The organism is Kitasatospora sp. NPDC050463, assembly GCF_040655255.1.
Classification (GTDB): domain Bacteria; phylum Actinomycetota; class Actinomycetes; order Streptomycetales; family Streptomycetaceae; genus Kitasatospora.
Map to the genome: position 1 here is coordinate 74315 of NZ_JBFAJO010000013.1, position 21175 is coordinate 95489.

18 protein-coding genes are annotated in these 21175 nt (G+C 74.0%); 4 read left to right on the top strand and 14 right to left on the bottom strand.

Going from position 1 to position 21175, the window contains the following annotated elements; translation table 11 throughout:
• Positions 1–37: 37 nt before the first annotated feature.
• Positions 38–955 carry a DMT family transporter gene (locus AB0J08_RS11020; RefSeq protein ID WP_360630402.1) on the bottom strand — a complete coding sequence of 306 codons (918 nt, stop codon included), beginning with the start codon at positions 953–955 and terminating at the stop codon, positions 38–40.
• On the opposite strand from AB0J08_RS11020, the gene AB0J08_RS11025 reads away from it, so the two are divergent.
• Entirely contained in the window at positions 954–2429 is a 1476-nt protein-coding gene (locus tag AB0J08_RS11025) for a PLP-dependent aminotransferase family protein (protein WP_360630405.1), read from the top strand. The two genes, AB0J08_RS11020 and AB0J08_RS11025, sit on opposite strands and share 2 nt — an antisense overlap.
• A 34-nt stretch (positions 2430–2463) precedes the next feature.
• Here the strand turns inward: AB0J08_RS11025 and htpX are convergent, their stop codons facing one another.
• From htpX to AB0J08_RS11080, 11 genes are all read right to left on the bottom strand, one after another.
• A complete protein-coding gene (gene htpX / locus AB0J08_RS11030) occupies positions 2464–3327 on the bottom strand; it encodes a zinc metalloprotease HtpX (RefSeq protein ID WP_360630408.1) in 864 nt (287 codons plus the stop codon).
• Positions 3328–3467: 140 nt separating this feature from the next.
• Entirely contained in the window at positions 3468–5120 is a 1653-nt protein-coding gene (locus AB0J08_RS11035; protein ID WP_360630411.1) for an NADH-quinone oxidoreductase subunit N, read from the bottom strand.
• Positions 5121–5122: 2 nt separating this feature from the next.
• Positions 5123–6679: an NADH-quinone oxidoreductase subunit M gene (locus AB0J08_RS11040; protein ID WP_360630414.1), complete on the bottom strand. Its 1557-nt coding sequence runs from the start codon at positions 6677–6679 to the stop codon at positions 5123–5125.
• Between the two features lie 75 nt (positions 6680–6754).
• A complete protein-coding gene (locus AB0J08_RS11045) occupies positions 6755–8800 on the bottom strand; it encodes an NADH-quinone oxidoreductase subunit L (protein WP_360630417.1) in 2046 nt (681 codons plus the stop codon).
• Positions 8797–9168 (bottom strand): NADH-quinone oxidoreductase subunit NuoK, encoded by a 372-nt coding sequence (nuoK, locus tag AB0J08_RS11050; RefSeq protein WP_360630420.1) that lies wholly within the window; start codon positions 9166–9168, stop codon positions 8797–8799. Before nuoK ends, AB0J08_RS11045 begins: the two co-directional genes overlap by 4 nt.
• Positions 9168–9866, bottom strand: a complete 699-nt coding sequence (locus AB0J08_RS11055; protein ID WP_360630423.1) for an NADH-quinone oxidoreductase subunit J — start codon at positions 9864–9866, stop codon at positions 9168–9170. The genes nuoK and AB0J08_RS11055 overlap by 1 nt, the downstream gene beginning before the upstream one ends.
• Positions 9863–10411, bottom strand: a complete 549-nt coding sequence (locus AB0J08_RS11060; RefSeq protein ID WP_360630426.1) for an NADH-quinone oxidoreductase subunit I — start codon at positions 10409–10411, stop codon at positions 9863–9865. Before AB0J08_RS11060 ends, AB0J08_RS11055 begins: the two co-directional genes overlap by 4 nt.
• Positions 10408–11361 (bottom strand): NADH-quinone oxidoreductase subunit NuoH, encoded by a 954-nt coding sequence (gene nuoH / locus AB0J08_RS11065; protein ID WP_360630625.1) that lies wholly within the window; start codon positions 11359–11361, stop codon positions 10408–10410. Before nuoH ends, AB0J08_RS11060 begins: the two co-directional genes overlap by 4 nt.
• A 2-nt stretch (positions 11362–11363) precedes the next feature.
• Positions 11364–12389 (bottom strand): NADH-quinone oxidoreductase subunit C, encoded by a 1026-nt coding sequence (locus AB0J08_RS11070; RefSeq protein ID WP_360630429.1) that lies wholly within the window; start codon positions 12387–12389, stop codon positions 11364–11366.
• Positions 12386–13030, bottom strand: a complete 645-nt coding sequence (locus AB0J08_RS11075; RefSeq protein ID WP_360630432.1) for an NADH-quinone oxidoreductase subunit B family protein — start codon at positions 13028–13030, stop codon at positions 12386–12388. The genes AB0J08_RS11070 and AB0J08_RS11075 overlap by 4 nt, the downstream gene beginning before the upstream one ends.
• On the bottom strand, positions 13021–13437 hold the full coding sequence (locus tag AB0J08_RS11080) for an NADH-quinone oxidoreductase subunit A (RefSeq protein ID WP_360630435.1): 417 nt from the start codon (positions 13435–13437) through the stop codon (positions 13021–13023). The genes AB0J08_RS11075 and AB0J08_RS11080 overlap by 10 nt, the downstream gene beginning before the upstream one ends.
• 382 nt (positions 13438–13819) lie before the next feature.
• Between AB0J08_RS11080 and AB0J08_RS11085 the strand changes: the two genes are divergently transcribed.
• Positions 13820–14959 carry a sensor domain-containing protein gene (locus AB0J08_RS11085; protein ID WP_360630628.1) on the top strand — a complete coding sequence of 380 codons (1140 nt, stop codon included), beginning with the start codon at positions 13820–13822 and terminating at the stop codon, positions 14957–14959.
• Positions 14960–15134: 175 nt separating this feature from the next.
• Here AB0J08_RS11085 and AB0J08_RS11090 read toward each other — a convergent pair whose 3' ends face one another.
• Entirely contained in the window at positions 15135–16301 is a 1167-nt protein-coding gene (locus AB0J08_RS11090; RefSeq protein WP_360630438.1) for a trypsin-like peptidase domain-containing protein, read from the bottom strand.
• A 188-nt stretch (positions 16302–16489) separates the two neighbouring features.
• Here AB0J08_RS11090 and galE point away from each other — a divergent pair, with 188 nt between their 5' ends.
• Positions 16490–17491, top strand: coding sequence for a UDP-glucose 4-epimerase GalE (gene galE, locus AB0J08_RS11095; protein WP_360630441.1), 1002 nt, complete (start codon positions 16490–16492; stop codon positions 17489–17491).
• A 24-nt stretch (positions 17492–17515) separates the two neighbouring features.
• Here galE and AB0J08_RS11100 read toward each other — a convergent pair whose 3' ends face one another.
• Complete coding sequence (locus AB0J08_RS11100) at positions 17516–19903, bottom strand: PQQ-binding-like beta-propeller repeat protein (RefSeq protein WP_360630444.1); 2388 nt, start codon at positions 19901–19903, stop codon at positions 17516–17518.
• Between the two features lie 426 nt (positions 19904–20329).
• Here AB0J08_RS11100 and AB0J08_RS11105 point away from each other — a divergent pair, with 426 nt between their 5' ends.
• Positions 20330–20977 carry a TetR family transcriptional regulator gene (locus AB0J08_RS11105; RefSeq protein ID WP_360630447.1) on the top strand — a complete coding sequence of 216 codons (648 nt, stop codon included), beginning with the start codon at positions 20330–20332 and terminating at the stop codon, positions 20975–20977.
• The last annotated feature ends 198 nt before the right edge of the window (positions 20978–21175 follow it).

A 21175-nucleotide genomic window follows, 5' to 3' on the forward strand; every position in this document is an offset into this window, starting at 1 on the left:
ACGGGCGCGGCGGCGCTCCCGGCCCGGGCACGGCGGCTCAGGTACGGGCGCGCTGGGTGACCGCGATGCAGACCAGCACCACCACCGCGGTGACCGGCGCCGCCGCCGGAAGGTCCTCGTCCAGCAGCAGCACCGCCCAGACCAGCGTCAGCAGCGGCTGGGCGAGCTGGAGCTGACTGGCCCTCGGCACCCCGATCGCCGCCATCCCCCGGTACCAGAGCACGAAGCCGCCGAACTGCGAGACCGCCGCCGTGTAGGCCAGCCCGGCCAGCGCCTTCACCCCGGGGTGCGCCGCCTCGGCCGGCAGCGCCAGCCCGGTGGTCGCCACGGTGACCGGCAGCGCCGCGACCACCGCCCAGGCGATCACCTGCCACCCCGGCAGCTCGCGCGCGATCCGCCCGCCCTCCGCGTACCCGGCCGCGCAGACCAGCAGCGCGGCGAACAGGTAGAGGTCCGCGGTGGTCGGCCGCCCGTGGCTCTGCAGCAGGGTGAAGGCGAGCACGGCCGCCGCTCCGGCGAGCGCCGCGCACCAGAAGGTCCGGGACGGGCGTCCGCCGGTGCGCAGGGCCGCGACGGCGGCGGTGGCGAGCGGCAGCACACCGATGACGACCGCCGAGTGCGCGGTGGAGGAGGCCCGCAGCGCCAGCGTGGTCAGCAGCGGGAAGCCCAGCACGCAGCCGGCCGAGACCACCAGCAGCCCGGGCCAGTGCCGCCGTGCGGGCAGCGGGACGCGGGCGGCCGCCAGGCAGAGCGCGGCGAGCACGCCGGCCAGGGCCCCGCGCAGCCCCGTCGCCGTCCACGGACCGAAGCCGGCCAGCGCCCAGGAGGTCGCGGGGAAGCTGAAGGAGAAGGAAAGGACACCGAGTGCCGCCAGGGCGGTGCCGGAGCCACCGGGGACCGCCGAGCCCTGCGGTGCTATCGCCATCGGGCGGGTAGCGCTATCTTGTGCCGTCATGAACGAGCGTAGCAGCGTGACCGATCTCGCCGACAGTCTGCGCCGGGAAGTCGAGCGCTACCCGGAGGGGCGGAAGCTGCCGTCCAGCCGGGTCCTGATGGAGCGCCACCAGGTCAGCCCGGTGACGGTCTCCCGGGCGATCGCCGTGCTGGCGGCGGAGGGCCTGGTGGTCTCCCGGCCGGGCGCCGGGGTCTTCCGCACCGCCGCCTTCGCGGAGGGCGGCGCCGGTTTCACGGGCGGTGGCTCGCCGCTCGCCGTGCCGACCGCCCGGCCCGGTGACCTCTCCTGGCAGGAGATCGCGCTGAGCGCCGACGCGGGCCCGCGCGACCAGGGCGCGGGCCCGCTGTTCGCCACCCTGAACGTCCCGCCGCCCGACCTGGTCGACCTGAACGGCGGCTACCCGCACGCCTCGCTCCAGCCCGAGCGGCTGCTGGCCGCGGCGCTGGCCCGGGCCGGACGGCGCCCCGGTGCCTGGGAGCGCCCGCCGGTCGACGGGCTGACCGAGCTGCGCGCCTGGTTCGCCCGGGACATCGGCGGGAACGGCGGTCCGCTCGGCGCGGGCGACGTCCTGGTCACCGCCGGCGGGCAGAGCGCGCTCACCATCGCGATGCGCTCCCTGGTCGCCCCCGGCGCGCCCGTCCTGGTGGAGTCGCCGACCTACCCCGGCATCCTCGCGGTCGCCCGCGCGGCCGGAGCGCGGCCGGTCCCCGTCCCGGTGGACGAGGACGGCGTGCGCACCGACCTGCTGGCGGCGGCCTTCGACGCCACCCGGGCCCGGGCCTTCGTCTGCCAGCCGCTGTTCCAGAACCCGACCGGTGCCGTGCTCTCCCCCGAGCGGCGCGCCGAGGTGCTGCGGATCGCCCGGACGGCCGGCGCGTTCGTGGTCGAGGACGACTTCGCCCGCCGCCTGGTCCACACCGACGCCCCCGCGCTGCCCCGCCCGCTCGCCGCCGACGACCCGGACGGGGTGGTGGTCCACCTGCGCTCGCTCACCAAGGCCACCTCGCCCAATCTGCGGGTCGGCGCGCTCACCGCGCGCGGCCCGGCCCTGCAGCGGTTGCGGGCGACCCAGGTGGTGGACAGCTTCTTCGTTCCCCGGCCGCTCCAGGAAGCGGCGCTGGAGCTGGTCGCCGACCCGGGCTGGGCGCGCCACCTCCGCACCCTCGGCGCCGAGCTGCGCGACCGCCGCACGGCCGCGGTGGCCGCTCTGCGCCGTGAACTCCCCGGGCTGCTCGGCCCGCACCGGCCCGGTGGCTACCACCTCTGGCTGCGCCTGCCGGACGGCACCGACGAGGCCGCGCTGGCCACCGCCGCCCTGCACGCCGGCGTGCTGGTCGCCGCCGGGCGCCCGTACCACGCCGCCGAACCGCCGGCGCCGCACCTGCGGCTGAGCTACGCCGCCGTGGACAGCGCCGGCCGGATCGCCGAGGGCGTCCACCGGCTGCGCCGGGCCTACGAGGGGCTCGCCGGCTGAGCCCGGGCCCGCCGCGCCCGGCGGGCCCGCTCCGTCAGCCCCGGTAGCCGGCCATCCGCTCCAGGCGGGCGATGCGTTCCGCCATCGGCGGGTGCGTCGAGAACAGCCTCGTGCCGGCCTCGCCCGGGCGGAACGGGCTGGCGATCATCATGTGGCTGGCCGTCTGGAGCTGCGGCTCCGGCGGCAGCGGCAGCTGCCGGGTACCGGCCTCCAGCTTGCGCAGGGCGCTCGCCAGGGCGAGCGGGTCGCCGGTGATCCGGGCGCCGTCGGCATCGGCCTGGTACTCGCGGGAGCGGCTGACGCCCAACTGGATCAGCGAGGCGGCCAGCGGCCCGAGGATCATGATCGCCAGCATCCCGAACAGCCCCGGCCCGTCGTCGTCGTCGCTGCGCCCGAATGGCACCAGCCAGGCGAAGTTCACCAGGAACATCACCACCGAGGCGAGCGCCCCGGCGACCGAGGAGATCAGGATGTCCCGGTTGTAGACGTGGCTCAGCTCGTGCCCCAGCACGCCGCGCAGCTCCCGCTCGTCCAGCAGCCGCAGGATGCCGTCGGTGCAGCAGACCGCCGCGTTGCGCGGGTTGCGGCCGGTGGCGAAGGCGTTCGGAGCCGGGGTCGGGGAGAGGTAGAGCCGGGGCATCGGCTGGCGGGCCGAGGTGGAGAGCTCGCGGACGATCCGGTACAGCCGCGGCGCCTCGATCTCGCTCACCGGCCGGGCCCGCATCGCGCGCAGGGCGAGCTTGTCGCTGTTCCAGTACGCGTAGGCGTTGGTACCGAGCGCGACCAGCAGGGCGATCAGGAAGCCGGTGCGGCCGAAGAAGCTGCCGATCACCAGGATCAGCGCCGAGAGGCCGCCGAGCAGTGCGGCGGTCCTCAGTCCGTTGTGCCGGCGGTGCACGGCAGGCCCTCCAATGGTGCGGTGGGGAAGCCCTCGCTGCCTCGTCCCTCTGCCCGCACAACGGGTGGGAACGTCGGCCTTGTTCCCTTGTGGCCACCGCTCCACCCGGGCCGCGCCGCCGCCCGCTCCGGCCGGCGGCCTCAGAACAGCGTGCCGCCGACCACCTGGAGGACCAGCTGCGGGGCCACCGAGAGCACCACGGCCGCGGAGGCGGTGAGCCCCAGGGTGACCGCCAGCGAGGCCGGCAGCCGGCGCTCGACGGCCGGCGCGGCACCGGCCGGCTGCTCACCGGCCCCGGCCGCCGGCGCGAACAGCCGCGCCGTCCAGAGCAGGTAGTAGTACAGCGCGACGACCACGTTGGCGGCCATCACCACGGCCAGCCAGCCCAGACCGGCGTCGACGGCGGCGCGGAACACCACCACCTTGCCGAACAGGCCGATCACGCCCGGCGGCAGTCCGGCCAGGCAGAGCAGGAAGAAGGCCAGCGCCAGCGCCGTCCAGCGGCGCCGGGCGAAGAGACCGCGGAAGTCGTCGACGCCGGCCCCGGACCGGCGCCCGACGGCGGCGACCACCCCGAAGGCGCCCAGGTTCACCACACCGTAGATCAGCGCGTACGCGGCGGTGGCGCCGAGAGGATCCGTCCCGGTCGGCGCGTAGCCGGCGGCGGCGAGCGGCACCAGCAGGTACCCGGCCTGGGCCACCGAGGACCAGGCGAGCAGTCGCACCGCGCTGTAGCGGGTGTCGAACCGCTGGCGCAGTGCGCCCACGTTGCCCACCGTCATGGTGGCGGCGGCCAGCACCGCGAGCACCAGGCCCCAGCTGTGCGCGTACGGGCGGAAGGCGATCGTGGTGACCAGGGCCAGGCCGGAAAGGCCGGCGGCCTTTCCGACCACCGAGAGGTAGCCGGCCACCGGCAGCGGGGCGCCGATGTAGGTGTCGGGCACCCAGAAGTGGAACGGGACGGCGGCGACCTTGAAGGCGAAGCCGACCAGCGTCAGTACCGCACCCGCCTCGGCCAGCGGCTTCAGCTGGGCCGGCGCGTGCTCCAGGCCGTCGGCGACGGCGCCCAGGTGCAGGCTGCCGCTCGCGGCGTAGACGAAGCCGATGCCGAGCAGCATCACGGCGGTCGCGGTGACGGAGGAGAGGAAGAACTTCAGCGCGGCCTCGGCGCCCCGGCCGTCGCGGCGCAGTGCGACCAGCGCGAACGCCGGCAGCGAGGCCACCTCCAGGGCGATCACCAGGGTGGCGAGGTCCCGGGAGGCGGGCAGCAGGGCGGCGCCGGTGGCGCTGGAGAGCAGCAGGAACCAGTACTCGCCGCCGGGCAGCTTCTCGTCCTCGACGGTGTGCGTCGAGAGCAGCGCGGCGATCAGCGCGCCGCCGAGCGCGAGCAGCTGGAAGACCAGGGCGAAGTGGTCCGCGACGTACGAGCAGCCGGCGGTGTCGGTGGCGCCTGTTACGTTCTGCGCACAGAAGGTGGCGCGAGGTGATCCGCCGGTGAGCGGGAGGAGAGCGATGAGGGCGAGGGCGAGCCCGGCCACGGCCAGCCCGCCGAGCAGCTTCTTGTGGCGCTCGGGCAGGAAGAGGTCGGTGACCAGCACGGCCAACGCGGCCAGGGCCGCGATCAGCGGCGGCGCGATCGCCACCCAGTCCACGGACTGGATCAGGCTGCCCGGGTCGGCGACGGCGAGGGAGGTCACAGTGGGCTGCCCCGTGGAGTGAGGTCCGAGTGCGGTGCCGGTGGCGCCGGCGGGCTGCGTGCCGAGGAGCTGGGCTCCGAGTGCGGTGCCGGTCATGGTCAGCCACCCCCGAGGAGGTGCTTGACGGCCGGGTCGGAGAGGCCGAGCAGGAGCGCGGGCCAGAGGCCGGCGAGCAGGGTGAGGGCCGCCAGCGGCGTCCAGCTGACGGCCTCGTACGGGCGCAGGTCGGCGAGCTGCGGCACCGGGGCGGGCTGCTTCGGATCGCCCATGCAGACGCGTTTGACCACGATCAGCAGGTACGCGGCGGTGAGGAGGGTGCCGAGGCCGGCCAGGACCATGTAGGTGAGGAAGGCCGGGCGCGACAGGCCCTTGGCCGGGTCGAACGCGCCGAACATGGCGAGCAGCTCGCCCCAGAAGCCGGCCAGCCCGGGCAGGCCGAGGCTGGCGACGGCGGCGAAGGCCAGCAGGGCGCCGATCCGTGGTGCCCGCCCGTAGAGGGCGGCGCCGGTGGAGCCGGCCAGGGTGTCCAGGTCCGCCGTACCGTAGCGGTCCTTCAGGGCCCCGACCACGAAGAAGAGCAGACCGGTGATCAGCCCGTGGGCGATGTTGGCGAACAGCGCGCCGTTGACGCCCACCGGGGTGAGGGAGGCGATGCCCAGCAGGACGAAGCCCATGTGACCGACGGAGGAGTAGGCGATCAGGCGCTTGAGGTCGCCCTTGGCGCCGGGGCGGGAAAGCGCGAGACAGGCCAGCGAGCCGTAGACGATGCCGACGGCGGCGAACGCGCCCAGGTACGGGGCGAGCGTCGCGGTGCCGTCCGGGACGACCGGGAGGAGGACGCGGACCAGGCCGTACGTACCCATCTTCAGCAGCACACCGGCGAGCAGCACGGAGCCGACGGTAGGGGCCGCCGTGTGCGCGTCCGGGAGCCAGCTGTGCAGCGGCCAGGCGGGAGCCTTGACCGCCAGCCCGACCATGATCGCCAGGGCGGCGGTCACCTGGGTGGTGTGGCTCAGGCCGCTGCCGTGCGCGGCGGCCAGGGCCTGCATGTCGAAGGTGCCCGCCTTGCTGCCGACCAGCAGGAAGCCGAGCAGCATCACGGCCGAGCCGAGCAGCGTGTACAGGATGAACCGGTTGGCGGCCGGCACCTTCGCCCCGGTCCCCCAGCGGGCGATCAGGAAGTACATCGGGATCAGCACGATCTCGAAGGCCAGGAAGAAGAGCAGGAGGTCCAGCACCGCGAAGGTGGCGAGCATGCCGACTTCGAGGAGGAGGAACAGCCCGGTGAAGGCCCTTGCCGAGGGGACGCCCTCCCCCGACGGCAGCCGCTTCTCCGAGTACAGCGCGCAGAGGAAGGTCAGCAGCGCGGTCAGCACGATCAGCGGGAGCGAGACGCCGTCCACGCCGAGGTGGAAGCGCACGCCGATGGCCGGGATCCAGGACACGTCGGTGGTGGCCTGCATCCGGCCGGGTTCGTCGTGGTCGAAGCCCACCGCGAGGGCGACGCCGAGCAGCAGGACGCCGCCGCTGACCACGGTGTTGAGCCGCAGCGCGCGCCGGTCGGCGGCGGCCGCGTCGGCGCCGAACACCGGCGCCAGGGTCAGCGCGGCGCCGGCCAGCGGCAGCGTCAGGAGGGCGATGAGGACTGCGTTCATCGGGGGCTCCTACGGGCTGCGGTCGGGGGGGCTGGGCGGCGGGGCTGCTGGTTCACCCGGTTCTGGTCCATCCGGCTACACCGCCACCAGGACGGCCAGCAGGACGACGCCGGCGAGCAGCGCGCTGAGGTAGGTCTGCGCGTTCCCGGTCTGCGCGAGCCGGACGGCCCGGCCGAGCAGGTTGGCGCCGGCCCCGGTGCCGCGTACGTACGTCTCGACGACCTCGCGGTCGAGGAAGCGGACCAGTAGCGCGGCGGCGGCCACCGGCCGGACGAACAGCGCGGTGTAGAGCCGGTCGACGCCGAAGCCGTGCCGGGCCGGGCCGAACAGCGGGCCGAGCAGCGTGCGCCCGGGGTCGGCGACGATCACCTCGGCGGCGGGGGCGCCGGCCTGCTCGGGCACCCTGCCCTCCAGGGCCGGCGCCGGCCGGCCGGCCCCGAGCCGCGCGGTGGCGGAGCGCCAGGCCCCGTACGCCAGCAGCGCGCCGACCACGGCGAGGCCGGTGCCGGTCACGGCGGTGACGGCCGAGGGCCGCAGCGAGCCGCCGTCCAGCAGGGCGGGCAGCCAGTCCGAGCGCAGGCTGGTCACGCCGAAGGCCATGGTCGGGATCGCCAGCACCCAGAGCGGCCAGCGCATCGCGGGCGGCTCGGCGGTGGCCGGGTCGGCCTCGTCCGGCTCGGGCGAGTAGGGCGCGCCGGCCTCGTGGTCCGGCAGTGTCACGGGCGCGGCGGCGGCCAGGCCGGCGCCGGAGGCGGCCGGGCTGTGGAAGGCCACCAGGAACAGTCGCGCCGCGTACGCCGCGGTGAGCAGGGCGGTGAGCGCGGCGGAGATCAGTACGATCCAGCCGGCCGCCTGCGGCACCGCCGAGGCCGGGCCGACGCCGTTGGTCAGCGCCTCGCCGTTGGCGGCGTGCTCGGCGGCGGTCAGCACCGCCTCCTTGCTGAAGAAGCCGGAGAACGGCGGCAGCCCGATCAGGGCGACGAGCGCGATGCCCATCGTCCAGTAGGCGTCCGGCACCCGCTTGCGCAGCCCCGGCGTCCGGGACATCACGGAGATCGAGTTGGTGTGCGCGGCGTGGATCACCACACCGGCGGCGAGGAACAGCAGCGCCTTGAACGCGCCGTGGCTGACCAGGTGGAACACGGAGGCCTCGCGGTCGCCGCTGGCCAGCGCGCCGGCCATGTAGCCGAGCTGGCCGACGGTCGAGTAGGCGAGCACCCGCTTCAGGTCGTCCTGGGCGAGCGCGCAGAGCGCCGAGCCGATCATCGTCACGGCGGCCATCACCGCGAGCACCACCAGCGCCGCACCGGAGAGCAGGAAGACCGGCAGCAGGCGGGCGACCAGGTAGATGCCGGCCGCGACCATGGTGGCGGCGTGGATCAGCGCGGAGACCGGCGTCGGGCCCGCCATCGCGTCCGGGAGCCAGGTGTGCAGCGGGAACTGCGCGCTCTTGCCGGCCACGCCGGCGAGCAGCAGCAGCGCGATCAGCGTCGGGTGGCCGAGCCGGCCCTCGCCGGCGGCCGCCAGGACGTCCGACACCCGGAAGCTGCCGGCGTCGGCACCGAGCAGGAAGATGCCGAACAGGAACGGCACGTCGCCGAGCTTGGTGACCAGGAAGGCCTTCAGCGAGGCCGAACGGGCGTCGGCGCTCTCCCAGTGGTGGCCGATCAGGAAGTACGAGCAGATGCCCATGACCTCCCAGCCGACCAGCAGGACGATCAGGTCGCCCGAGTAGACGACCAGGAACATCGCCGCCGTGAACAGCGAGACCAGCGCCGCGTACGAGGGGTAGCGCAGGTCGTCCTTGAGGTAGGCGGTCGAGTAGACCTGCACACAGGTGGCGACCAGGCCGACCAGCACGGAGATCAGCGAGCTGTAACCGTCCAGGTAGAAGCCGAGCGTGATCTCCGGCCCGCCGGTCGGGGTGAGCCGGGTGGCGCTCTCCAGCACCTGCCCGGTGCCCAACTGGAGGGCGACGACCAGGGCGAGCACGGCCGAGACGGCGACCGGGACGATCGCCAGCGGCCGGGCCAGGCCGGGGGCGCGCTTGCCGACGGCCAGCGTGGCGGCCGCCCCGAGCGCGGGCAGGACGGGGACGAGCGTGGGCAGGGCGAGGTTCATGCGGCGGCCTGGCCCTTCAGCGCCTCGGCGCCGGCCGGCGCCTCCTCGGCGGCGGACTCGGCGGGATCACCGAGCGCGGTGGCCCGGTCGACGTCCGCGGTGCCCCGGGCCCGGAACAGCAGCAGGACGATGGCGAGCCCGAGACCGATCTCGGCGGCGGCGATGGTGATGGTGAACAGGGTGAGCGCCTGGCCGGCGTGCAGGGAGTCCCGCAGCCAGGCGTCGAAGGCGACGAGGTTGAGGTTGACGGCGTTGAGCATCAGCTCGACGGACATCAGCACCAGGACGACGTTGCGCCGGGCGAGCACGCCGTACACGCCGACGCTGAACAGCAGCGCGGCGAGCACGACGGGGTAGGCGAGATGCATCAGCTCTCCTCCGCCGAGGTCGTCGGAGCGGGCGCAACGGGGGCGGGCGGGGCCTTGGGCGCGGTGGCCGCGACCGTCCCGTTGGAGCCCACCGGTCGGCCCGCGCGCAGCTTGCCGGCCCGGGTCGGCGGCACCCGCCGCCCGGCCCCGCGCGACAGCACGATCGCGCCGACCAGGGCGGCCAGCAGCAGCACCGAGAGCGCCTCGAAGGGCAGCACCCACGTCCGGAACAGGCTGGTACCCGTCGCCTGCGCCGAGCCGCCGCCCGCGCCGAGGTCGATCCACGAGGTCCGGAAGGCGTCCACGACCAGCGTCACCAGCGTCCCGGCGGAGGCCAGCGCCACCACCAGGGCGACCCAGCGGTTGCCCGAGTCGGCGTCCGGCGAGCGTCCGATCGGCGCCCGGGTGAGCATCAGTCCGAACAGCACCAGCACGACCACCGAGCCGAGGTAGATCAGCACCTGCACCCAGGCGATGAACTCGGCGGTGAGCAGCAGGAACTCCACCGCCAGCCCGCCGAGCGCGACCACCAGCCAGAGCGCGGCGTGCACCAGCTGCTTGGTGGTGACGGCCACCACGGCCGACCCCAGCACGGCGACACCGACCAGCAGGAAGACGATCTCGACCCCGGTCGGGGAGAGGAACGAGCGGGCGGCCGGGTCCAACGACCCGGCCGCGGTCAGCAGGGCGGCACTCATCGCGGGTCACCCTCCTCCTGCGCCGCGGCGGCGGCCAGCTTGTCCGCCGCCTTGCGCGCGGTGGCGATCTCCTTCGGCTCCTCGGCCGCCGGGTCCAGCGCCGGCGGCGCCGGCACCGTCCACATCCACTCGCGGAGCTTCTCCCGCTCGTGGGTCAGCTCCAGGATGTCGGTCTCCGCGTACTCGAACTCCGGCGACCAGAACAGCGCGTCGAAGGGGCAGACCTCGATGCAGATCCCGCAGTACATGCAGAGCGAGAAGTCGATGGCGAACCGGTCCAGCACGTTGCGGGTGCGGGCACGGGCGTTCGGATCGGCGGCCGGCAGCGTCTCCTTGTGGGAGTCGATGTAGATGCACCAGTCCGGGCACTCGCGGGCGCAGAGCATGCAGACCGTGCAGTTCTCCTCCAGCAGCGCGATCACCCCGCGCGAGCGCGGCGGCAACGCGGGCTGCACCTCGGGGTACTGGGCGGTGATGCTCTTCTTCGTCATCGTCCGCAGCGTGACGGCCAGGCCCTTGGCCAGGCCGGAGCCCGGAAAGCTCATGAGATCGCCACCTTGATGATGCCGGTGAGGGCGAGCTGGACGAGGGCGAGCGGGATCAGCACGAGCCACGCGAAGCGCATCAGCTGGTCCTCCCGCAGCCGCGGATAGGTCACCCGCAGCCAGATCACCACGAAGGCCAGCGCGAAGGTCTTCAGGATGGTCCAGAGCCAGCCGAGCTCGTCCGGCAGCGGGCCGTGCCAGCCGCCCAGGAAGAGCACCGCGGTCAGCCCGGAGACCACCAGGATCCCGACGTACTCGGAGAGCAGGAAGAGCGCGAAGCGCAGCCCGGTGTACTCGGTGTACGCGCCGAAGATGATCTCCGAGTCGGCCACCGGCATGTCGAACGGCGGGCGCTGCAGCTCGGCCAGCCCGGCGGTGAAGAAGACGAAGGCGCCGATGATCTGCCACGGGATCCAGTACCACTGCCAGGCGTCCAGGATCCCCGGCAGCGAGAGCGTGCCGGCCGCCATCGCCACGGAGGCGGCGGCGAGCACCATCGGCAGCTCGTAGGACATCAGCTGGGCGGCCGTGCGCAGACCGCCGAGCAGCGAGAACTTGTTCGCCGAGGCCCAGCCGGCCATCAGCTTGCCGATCACGCCGACACCCATCACGGCCAGCACGAAGAAGAGTCCGGCGTCGACCGCCTGGCCGACGAAGCCGTCCGGCCCGACCGGGATGGCGAGCAGCACGAACAGGTAGGGCAGCAGCGAGACGGCGGGCGCCAGCTGGAAGATCCTCCGGTCCGCCCCGGCCGGGACGATGTCCTCCTTCTGCGCGAACTTCACACCGTCGGCGACGAGCTGCGCCCAGCCGTGGAAGCCGCCGGCGTACATCGGGCCGAGCCGGCCCTGCATGTGCGCCATCACCTTGTGCTCGGTCTGGCCGATGATCAGGGGAATGGTGAGGAAGACGACGAGCGTGGCGACGCAGCGCAGCAGCGTGTCGAGCAGGTTCACGTGCTGTCTCCGTCCTGGTCGGCCGGGCCGGCCGGCGTCTCCTTCGTCCCGTCCTTCTCGTGCCCGCCGTCCTCGCGCTCGGCCGCGCCGCCGGGGGCGGCCGCCTCCTCGGGCGCGTCGCCCGCACCCGTCGCGGGCCCGTGCGCGGGCACCGGCGCGTGCCAGGGCGCGTCCGCGGACCGCGTCCGGGCCGGCGCCGCACGCTCGGGCTTCGGTTCGGCGGACCCCTCGGGGGAGGCCTCGGTGGACTCCTCGGTGGCCGGGCGGCTCGCCGGAGCCCCGGCGGCGGCCTGGCTCACCGAGCCCGCGTCGACCGACCTGGTCCGCCGGGGCCGGTCCGCCCGGACGGCGGGCCCGCCCTCGGCCGCCGCACCCGCACCCGCACCCGTCCGGGGTGTACGGGCCGCCGCGCCGGCCGCCCGCGCACCGCGCGCGGGTCGCTCGGCCACCGGCGGCAGGGTGCCCTTGAGCGGGCCCCACTCGTTCGGGTCCGGGACGCCGGGCGGCTGCATCTTGCGCCGCGCCGGGCCGTCGCCGTGGTCGGACTCGCCCGGTTCCTTGGCGCCCGGCCAGGCCTTGGCGACCCGGGCCGCGAGCACGAACTCCTTGCGCAGCGGGTACCCCTCGAAGCCGTCCGGCAGCAGCAGGGTGGCCAGGTAGGGGTGTCCGGGGAAGTCGATGCCGAACATCTCGTGCGTCTCACGCTCGTGCCAGGCGGCACCCGCGTACACCTCGACGGCGGTCGGCAGCGCGGCCCCGTCGCGCGCCACCTTGGTGCGCAGCGCGAGGTGGCGCACCCCGGGCGCGTCCGCAGCGGCCAGGTGGGCGACCACCGAGAAGCCCTCGGCCAGCTCGTCGACGGCGCTCAGCCAGTCGAAGAACCGCAGGCCCAGGACGTCCCGGGCCGCGGTGAGCGCCTCGATCCAGTGCTCGGCGGGCACGTCGACGGTGACCAGGCCGTACGCCTCGGCGCCGGTGGCCCACTCGCCGACCGACGCCGCGTACTGCTCGGCGGTGCTCACGAGACGCCTCCTTCGGAAGGACCGGGCCCGGCGACCAGCGGGCGGCGCAGCGCGCTCGCGGGCGCCGCGTACCGGCCGGGAAGCGACTCGGCGGCGATCTTCTCCTGGAGCTTGAGGATGCCCTGGAGCAGTGCTTCCGGCCGGGGCGGGCAGCCGGGCACGTAGACGTCGACCGGGATGATCTGGTCGACGCCCTTGGTGACGGAGTAGGAGTCCCAGTAGGGGCCGCCGGAGTTGGAGCAGGCGCCGAAGGAGATGACGTACTTCGGCTCGGGCATCTGCTCGTAGAGGCGCTTCACGGCGGGCGCCATCTTGTCGGTCACGGTTCCCGAGACGATCATCAGATCGGCCTGGCGGGGGCCGGGCGCGAACGGGATCACACCCATCCGGATGAAATCGTGTTTGGCCATGGACGCGGCGATGAACTCGATCGCACAGCAGGCCAGGCCGAAGTTGAAGCACCAGAGGCTGTAGCGGCGGCCCCAGTTCAGGACGACCTTGACCGGGTCCGGCGCGAGCCGGGCCAGCGGGCCGAGGCCGCTCCGCTCGACGGCGCCGCCGGGGCGCGACGGGTCCGGCAGACCGAGCGGGACCGGGCCCGCGGTGCCGTGTCCGTGCGAGTGGTTGGGGGTCACGTCCATTCCAGAACGCCCTTCTTCCAGGCGTAGAGCAGCCCGACCGCGAGGAAGCCGATGAAGACGAACATCTCGATCAGCGTCCCGGCGCCGTACCCGGCGGCGGCGAAGACGGTCGCCCACGGGAACAGGTAGATCGCGTCGACCGCGAAGATCACGTACAGGAAGGCGTAGACGTAGTAGCGGACCTGGGTGTGCGCCCAGTCCTCTCCCACCGGGTCCACGCCGCACTCGTAGGCGAGGAGTTTCTCCGGCGAGTACACCACCGGCCGCAGGAGCCGGTTGGCGGTGAACGCCACGGCGACGAAGAGCACGCCGACGACGGCGAGCAGGCCCATCGCGGCGTACGCGTCGAAGTAGCCGCCGCCGACCGCCGGGTCGGCCGCGACGGCAGCTGCCGGCTGCCCCTCCATGCTCCTCGCCTCCACATCGCCTGTGAAAACCGCCCTCGAAGCAGTTCTACGACGTTTCTTTACACGGTCACAACCAATCGCCAATGCGTGAGTCTAAGTGCACGGCCGTGGAGCGCCGCATCCCGCCCGATCCGCAAGACAGCCGGTGGACAACCGGCGGACGGCCGCGGACACCCCGGCACCGCCCCGGGGTGGGGATAACCCCCGACCGGGAAGACGGATCACCCCCATGGCCGCGCGCGGCCTCCGGCAGGGAAGCTTGGACCACCAGCTCGACCCCGAGGGACGGTAGATCCACATGAAGCCTCTGCACCGCCGCGCCGCGGATGCCATCAAGGAGCCGGACGCGCGCGCCGAACGCGCCCCGCTGTACGGCGCGCGGATGTGGCGGCAGGCCGGGCAGCTGCTGCTCAACCTGCCGCTCGGCATCGCGGGGTTCGTCTTCACCGTCGCGCTGCTCTCGGTCGGGCTGGCGCTCTCCATCACCGTGATCGGCCTGCCGCTGCTGGCCGCCGGGCTGGCCGGCTGCCGGCTGCTGGGCGCGTTCGCCCGCCGCCGGGCCCGCTCGGTGCTCGGCTCCGAGGTGCACGAGCCGGAGCCGGTGCGCCGGGCGCGGCCGGGCATCACCGGCTATGCGATCGCCTACCTCACCGACCCCCTGAGCTGGCGCTCGGCCCTCTACAACGTGCTGCTGCTGCCCTGGGGCGTGCTGAGCTTCGCGGTGACGCTGATCTGCGTGGTCGTCGGCTGGCCGGTGCTGCCCTGGGTGGTCCGCTTCCAGGCGGCGATCGACCGGATGCTGGTGGAGACCCTGCTCTACCCGGGCGTGCTCTCCGAGCGGGTGCGTGAGCTGGAGGACGACCGCGGCACCGTGGTCGACACCGCCGCCGCCGACCTGCGCCGGATCGAGCGCGACCTGCACGACGGCGCCCAGGCCCGGCTGGTGGCGCTGGCGATGGACCTCGGCATGGCCAAGGAGAAGCTGAGCGAAACCGAGACGCCCGAGGACGTGGCGGCCGCGGCGAGGATGGTCGGTGCCGCGCACGGCGAGGTGAAGCTGGCCCTGCAGGAGCTGCGCGACCTGGCCCGGGGCATCCACCCGGCGGTGCTCACCGACCGCGGACTGGACGCCGCGCTCTCCGCGGTGGCCGCCCGCTGCACGGTGCCGGACGGGGTCAAGGTGCACGTCGAGCTGACGGCCGCGGACGGCTCGGTGGAGCGCCCGGACTCGGCGGTCGAGGGCATCGCCTACTTCACCGTCAGCGAGCTGCTGACCAACGTCTCGAAGCACGCCGGTGCCCGCTCCGCCACGGTGGACGTCTGGCGGGCCGCCGACCAGCTGATGCTGCTGGTCCGGGACGACGGCAAGGGCGGCGCGGCCCCCTACCCGGGCAGCGGCCTGGCCGGACTGGCCGAGCGGATCCGGGCCGTGGACGGGGTGTTCCTGGTGGAGAGCCCGCACGGCGGACCGACCACGGTGACCATCGAGCTCCCCTGGCGCACCCGCGCCGCCCGCCGCTGACGACCCCCGCTTCCCCTCCCCACCACCCCCGACGCACCAGCGGGCCGGGACTTCGTCGAGGCGGTTGACGAAGTCCCGGCCCGCTCCCGTACGCCGACCGCCCGCGAACCCTTGCGCGGTGTGCGGGCCGACGCCGCCGGGGATCCGGGGGCCGCGAGACCGGGGATCCGGCGGGCTAGGGGGTTTCCAGGGTCCCGAGGGTGACCTCGGCGGTCCCGCTCCGGCCGTCCCGGGTGTAGGTGACGGTCGTCCTGGTGCCCGGGGTGAGCGAGGCGAGCGCGCTGGTCAGCGAGTTCAGCGAGTCGACGGTGGCGTCGCCGATCTTGGTGATCACGTCGCCGGGCTGGATCCCCGCCGCGGCGGCCGGACCGCCCGCGCTGACCGCCACGACGACCGCCCCGGCCGGCCGGAAGTCCTGGTCGAAGTACGTCCGAGCGGTGATCCCGAGCGCGGCCCGGCCGGAGTTGGTGACCTTGCCGTCCTTGATCAGCTGGTCGGCGATGCCGGTGACGGTGGACGCCGGGATGGCGAACCCGATCCCGGGCGCGGCGGCGCCGCCGGCCTCCGGCTCGGTGGCGGCGAGCGTGTTGATGCCGATCACCTGGCTGTTCAGGTTGACCAGCGCCCCGCCGCTGTTGCCCGGATTGATCGCCGCCGAGGTCTGCACCATGTTGCCGATGGTGGCGCCCGGCGAACCGCCGCCCTGGGGCTCGGAGACGGTCCGCCCGATGGCCGAGACGATGCCCTGGGTGACGCTGCCGGACAGGCCCAGCGGACTGCCCATCGCCAGGGTGATCTGGCCCAGCTCCACCTTGGCGGAGTCCCCGAAGACGGCCGGCCTGAGGCCGCTCGGCGGGCTGGTCAGCCTGATCACCGCGAGGTCGGACTCCGGGTAGCCGGCGACCAGCGTGGCGTCCAGGGCCTTGGTGCTGTTGGCCAGGGTGACGCTGAAGGTGGTGGCGGTGCCGACCACGTGGGCGTTGGTGACGATGTCGCCCTTGCCGTCGTAGACGATCCCGGAGCCGAGACCGGTCGCGGTGGTGATCTGCACCACCGAGGGCAGCACGTCGGCGATGACCTTCTGATAGGCGTCCTGGAGCTGGTTGCCACTGGCCGGCCGGGCGGACGGGGAGGGCGAGGAGGCGCCGGGGGTGGTGGCGGTCGACGAGGAGGACGACGAGCCGCTGCTGCACCCCGTCACCGCCAGCGCGGTCAGCGCGGCGACCGCCCCGGGCCCGAGCAGCCGCCCGCCGTACACCCGGGGTCCGGTGGGACGCGGCCCGGCCGGGAGCGGGCGGGTGGGTTCCTTCTTGCGGTTCACCTGGGCTGCCTCCGATTCCATCGGCCGTACGGGGCCATCGCGATCCGCGCGGGCCACCGAATCCGTGCGGGCCGGCGAAATCCATGCGGTCCCATCGAGATCACAGAGATCTTTGTCAGCATTTCACCGATATGCCCGGATCAGCTCCCCGACGCGCCCGTCCTCCGGGCGGCCGACTGGAGTTTGACGACAGACCCTAGGATCAGCCCATGACTTGGTTGCTCACCGGTGGTGCCGGATACATCGGCAGGCACGTGGCACACCAGCTGGTCGAGGCCGGCGAGCAGGTGACGGTGCTGGACGACCTGAGCACCGGGGACCCCGACCGGCTGCCGCCCGGAGTCACCCTGGTCGAGGGCTCCACCCTGGACCGCGCCGCACTCGACACGGTCCTGCACACCCACGACATCCGGGGCGTTCTGCACTTCGCCGCGAAGAAGCGGGTGGGGGAGTCGGTCGAGCGCCCCTTCTACTACTACCGCGAGAACCTCACCGGCCTGCAGACCGTGCTGGAGGCCGTCGCCGAGGCCGGGGTGAAGCGTTTCCTCTTCTCCTCCTCCGCCGCCGTCTACGGCATGCCCGACGTCGAGCTGGTCACCGAGACGGCCCCCTGCGCCCCGATGAACCCCTACGGCGAGACCAAGCTGGCCGGCGAGTGGCTGGTCGCCGCGGCCGGCCGGGCCCACGGCATCTCCACCGTCTCGCTGCGCTACTTCAACGTGGCCGGCGCCGCCTCGCCCGAGCTCTCCGACGAGGGCGTCTTCAACCTGATCCCGATGGTCTTCGAACGGCTCACCGCCGGCCGCGCCCCGCTGATCTTCGGCTCCGACTACCCCACCCCGGACGGCACCTGCGTCCGCGACTTCATCCACGTCTCGGACATCGCCTCGGCCCACGTGGCGGCCGCCCGGCGGCTGGCCGCCGACCCGCCCGGCGAGACCTCGATGGTCCTCAACATCGGCCGCGGCGAGGGCGTCAGCGTCCAGGAGATGCTGGACGTGATCGGCCGGGTCACCGGCTACGACACCACCGGCGAGGTCACCCCGCGCCGGCCGGGCGACCCGGCGCGGGTGGTCGCCTCCGCCGAGCTGATCCGCCGTGAGCTGGGCTGGACCGCCCGGCACGGGGTCGAGGAGATGGTCGCCTCGGCGTGGGAGGGCTGGTGCGCCCGGCACCCGCGGGCCCGCCGACCCGCGGTCCGCGGGCGGTAGCACCGCCCACGGGCCGCCGGTCCGTCAGTGCGAGGGCACCGCCGTGCCGTAGAAGGCGTCCAGCGCGTAGACGCAGCGGTCCTTGCTGCCGACGAAGACCCGTCCGCCGACCGCCACCGGCGAGCCGGTCAGCTCGCCCTTCGTCCCGAGCTCCCACCGCAGCTGTCCGCTCGCCAGGTCCAGGGTGTGCAGCGAGTGGTCCCGGCTGCCCAGGTGGACCAGGCCGTCGGCGACCGCCGGGGAGCCGACGATCTCGCCCCGCGCCGTGTACCGCCAGCGCTCCCGGCCGGTGGCCGCCTCGAACGCGTACAGCACGTCGCCGCTGCCGATCAGCACCATGCCGTCCCCGACGACCACGGGCTCGGCGCCCTGCCGGTTGCCGGTGGCACCGCGCCAGCGGTCCCGGCCGGTCGCCGCGTCCAGCGCGTAGACCGTGCCGAGGTAGTCGGCGACGTACACCGCGTCCGCGTCCAGCGCGGGCGGGGTGAAGAGCACCACCGGGGCCTCGAACCGCCAGCGCTCGGCACCGCTGGCCGCGTCCAGCGCGTACACCCGGGTACCGGCCGTCACGTACAGCACGCCGGCCCGCTCGGCCGGGCGGGAGGGCACGTCCTCGCCGACCGGGAAGGACCAGCGCAGTCCCGCGCCGCGCGGATCGACGCAGCGCAGCCGCCCACCGCCGTAGTAGTACGCGGCGCCGCCCACCAGGGCCGGGCCGGACTGGGGGTTCTCGTAGTCCTGCTGGGCGTCGTCGGCCCGCCAGAGCTCGGCGCCGCCGGCGGCGGAGCGCAGCTGCACCCCGCCGCCGCGGACGCCGCAGCAGAGCACGCCGTCCGCGGCGTCCAGCGAGTAGACCCAGCCGTCCAGCGAGTTGCGCCAGCGCTCGGTGCCGTCCGCGACGTCCACCGTGTACAGGTGCGGGCCGTCGGCGGCGTGCACCCGGCCGGCGTCCACCGCGAGCGCCCAGGCGACGTCCCGGGTCTTGTAGCGGCGCTGCCCGGAGGCCACGTCGAGGGCGTGCACCTCGAAGCTGGAGACGAAGAGGGTGCCGTCCGCGACCACCGGGGTGCCCCAGACGTCGTTGGACATCCGGAACCGCCAGGGGCGCCAGCGGGCGGCCTGGACCGGCGGCGGGGTGGCCCGGCGGACCCAGTCCGTCTCGGCGGGCGCGGCGCCCGGCCCGGCCTGCTCGGCGCGCGGCCCCGGGCCTATCCGCACCGAGGCGCCGGGCAGTCGCACCTCGGCGGCGCTCTCCCCGGCGACCGGGGCGCGGTGGCGGCGGGGGCCGGAGATCTTCTCGGTGGCCGCCTCGGTGTCCGGTCCGGGCGGCGACGGCAGCGCGTGCACAGGACCGGGCGCGGGCGCCGCGTACCGCTCGGCGGGGTGCCGGGTGCGCGGGTCGTCGTGGCCGGGGCGCGGAGGCGGGAGCGGCGGCTGCTGGTGCGGCACGTGCTGCGGCGGGGCCGGCTGCGGCGGCACGCTCGGACCGGGCACCGCCGGGGCCGGCGCGGGCGGGGGAACCCGGCGGCCGCGCTTGCGCTCGATCAGCTCCAGCGCGTTGGCGGGCAGCCAGTCCCCCGCCTCTCCCGAGGCGTCGTCCCGGGAGAACAGGTGCGGGGCCAGCTCGGCCTGGATCTGCGCCGGGGAGGGCCGGTGCTCGGGGGATGGCCGCATACAGGCGCGCACCAGGTCCACCAGCTCGGCCGGCAGGCCGGAGAGGTCCGGCTGGTCGCGCAGCAGCTGGAACACCGTCTCGACCGGGTTGGCCCCCCGGTACGGCGGGTGGCCGGTGGCGCAGAAGACCAGCAGCGAGCCGAGCGAGAAGACGTCGCTGGCGCCGGTCACGCCGCGGCTGTCCCGGGCCTGCTCGGGCGACATGTACGCCGGGGTGCCGACCGCGACGTTGGTCATGGTGAGCCGGGTGCTGGAGACGCCGGCGGCGATACCGAAGTCGATCACCCGCGGACCGTCCTCGACCACCAGCACGTTGGACGGCTTGAGGTCGCGGTGGACCAGCCCGGCCGCGTGGATGGACTGCAGCGCCTCGGCGATACCGGCGACCAGCCAGCGCACCGCCCCCGCCGGCAGCGGCCCGCACTCGGTGACCAGGTCCTCCAGGGACGGCGCCGGGACGTACGCCGTGGCGAGCCAGGGCACCCGGGCGTCGGCGTCGGCGTCGACCACGGCGGCGGTGTAGAACCCGCCGACCGTCTTGGCGGCCGCGATCTCCCGGGCGAATCGGACCCGGAACAGCTCGTCCTCGGCCAGCTCCCCCCGGACGGTCTTGATGGCCACTCGCCGGCCGGACGCGGAGCGCGCCAGATAGACCAGGCCCATCCCGCCCGCGCCGAGCCGCCCGAGCACCTCGAAGGGCCCGATCCGCCTCGGATCGTGCGCCGTCAGCTGGTCCACTCCGCTGCCACCTCCCCGTTTTCCGCACCCGCCACGGGGTGCCGGACCCGATTCTCCAATGCCGCCCCGGTCAACTCCAACCTCCCCCGCCCACAGCCTCCTCGGGCTCACCGTCCGGTCAGTGCCGCCACAACGGCCGGATTCTGACGTCCGCTCCGCCTGCGGCTTGCGCACGACATGCCCGCAACTCTTTTTCGACCCGGCCGGATCCGACCCGAAGTCGTCACGCTCTGTCACCCGATCACCCCTCAGCGGAGGGGCCGTCACGCTGTGGGGTCATAAGCACACGGGGGGGCTCCAAACGGGGCCTCCGGAGCGCGGATGAATATCCGTCCGAAGTCGTTCACGCCCCTATAGCAACCCCCGTGCGGAGTAATAGTCGCATCACCGAATCGCGCCAAGATCGTGCCACGGTAAGCTGACGGCATGACAGGACAAGTTCGCACCGTCGACGGTCGCGTCGCCGGGCGACGCGGACAGGAGACGCGGCAGAAGCTGCTCGACTGCCTCCGCGAGATGCTCAGCACGTCGCCCTATCGGGACGTCAAGGTCATCGACGTCGCCCGTATGGCGGGTACCTCCCCCGCGACCTTCTACCAGTACTTCCCGGATGTCGAGGGCGCTGTCCTCGAAATCGCCGAGGAAATGGCCAGGGACTCCGACACCCTCAAAGAGCTGGTGGCCGGAAAGTCCTGGGCAGGGAAGTCCGGCACGGCCACTTCGGAAGAACTGGTCGACGGATTCCTCGCCTTCTGGCGCAAGAACGACGCCATTCTCCGCGTGGTCACGCTCGGTGCCGCCGAAGGGGACAAGCGGTTCTTCAAGATCCGCATGACGGTCCTCAACGCGGTCGCCAAGCCGCTCACGGAGGCCGTCAGGGAACTCCAGGCGAAGGGCCAGGCCGACAAGTCGCTCGACCCGGCCGCCGTCGCCGGGTCCCTGGTCTCGCTGCTCGCCTCGGCGGCCGAGCACCAGAAGGCGTTCACCTCGTGGGGCGTCAAGGTCAAGGACCTGAAGCCCAACCTCGCTCCCCTGGTGTACCTGGGTGTCACCGGCAAGAAGCCGCCCAAGTAGACCGTTCCCGCCTACCCACCCATCCGCTCCGCGCGCAACCCCGGCCTCCTGTCCGGGGAACGACGGACGGCGGCCGTGTCCTCGGGGGAGGTCCGCCGACGTGCCGCAGCGCGCCAGACATGCCGGTGGGCGGGCACCGCGACGCGCTGCGGGCGGCCGAGGGGCTGGGACCGGTCACCCGGGAGCTGGAGCGCCTGG

Coding starts and splice junctions, on each gene's coding strand:
- AB0J08_RS11080 (WP_360630435.1), bottom strand. CDS start 13,437: ATGGAGGGGCAGCCGGCAGCTGCCGTCGCGGCCGACCCGGCGGTCGGC.
- AB0J08_RS11090 (WP_360630438.1), bottom strand. CDS start 16,301: ATGGAATCGGAGGCAGCCCAGGTGAACCGCAAGAAGGAACCCACCCGC.
- AB0J08_RS11025 (WP_360630405.1), top strand. CDS start 954: ATGAACGAGCGTAGCAGCGTGACCGATCTCGCCGACAGTCTGCGCCGG.
- AB0J08_RS11035 (WP_360630411.1), bottom strand. CDS start 5,120: ATGACCGGCACCGCACTCGGAGCCCAGCTCCTCGGCACGCAGCCCGCC.
- AB0J08_RS11075 (WP_360630432.1), bottom strand. CDS start 13,030: ATGGACGTGACCCCCAACCACTCGCACGGACACGGCACCGCGGGCCCG.
- galE (WP_360630441.1), top strand. CDS start 16,490: ATGACTTGGTTGCTCACCGGTGGTGCCGGATACATCGGCAGGCACGTG.
- AB0J08_RS11085 (WP_360630628.1), top strand. CDS start 13,820: ATGTGGCGGCAGGCCGGGCAGCTGCTGCTCAACCTGCCGCTCGGCATC.
- nuoK (WP_360630420.1), bottom strand. CDS start 9,168: ATGCATCTCGCCTACCCCGTCGTGCTCGCCGCGCTGCTGTTCAGCGTC.
- AB0J08_RS11045 (WP_360630417.1), bottom strand. CDS start 8,800: ATGAACCTCGCCCTGCCCACGCTCGTCCCCGTCCTGCCCGCGCTCGGG.
- AB0J08_RS11060 (WP_360630426.1), bottom strand. CDS start 10,411: ATGAGCTTTCCGGGCTCCGGCCTGGCCAAGGGCCTGGCCGTCACGCTG.
- AB0J08_RS11055 (WP_360630423.1), bottom strand. CDS start 9,866: ATGAGTGCCGCCCTGCTGACCGCGGCCGGGTCGTTGGACCCGGCCGCC.
- AB0J08_RS11040 (WP_360630414.1), bottom strand. CDS start 6,679: ATGAACGCAGTCCTCATCGCCCTCCTGACGCTGCCGCTGGCCGGCGCC.
- AB0J08_RS11105 (WP_360630447.1), top strand. CDS start 20,330: ATGACAGGACAAGTTCGCACCGTCGACGGTCGCGTCGCCGGGCGACGC.
- AB0J08_RS11020 (WP_360630402.1), bottom strand. CDS start 955: ATGACGGCACAAGATAGCGCTACCCGCCCGATGGCGATAGCACCGCAG.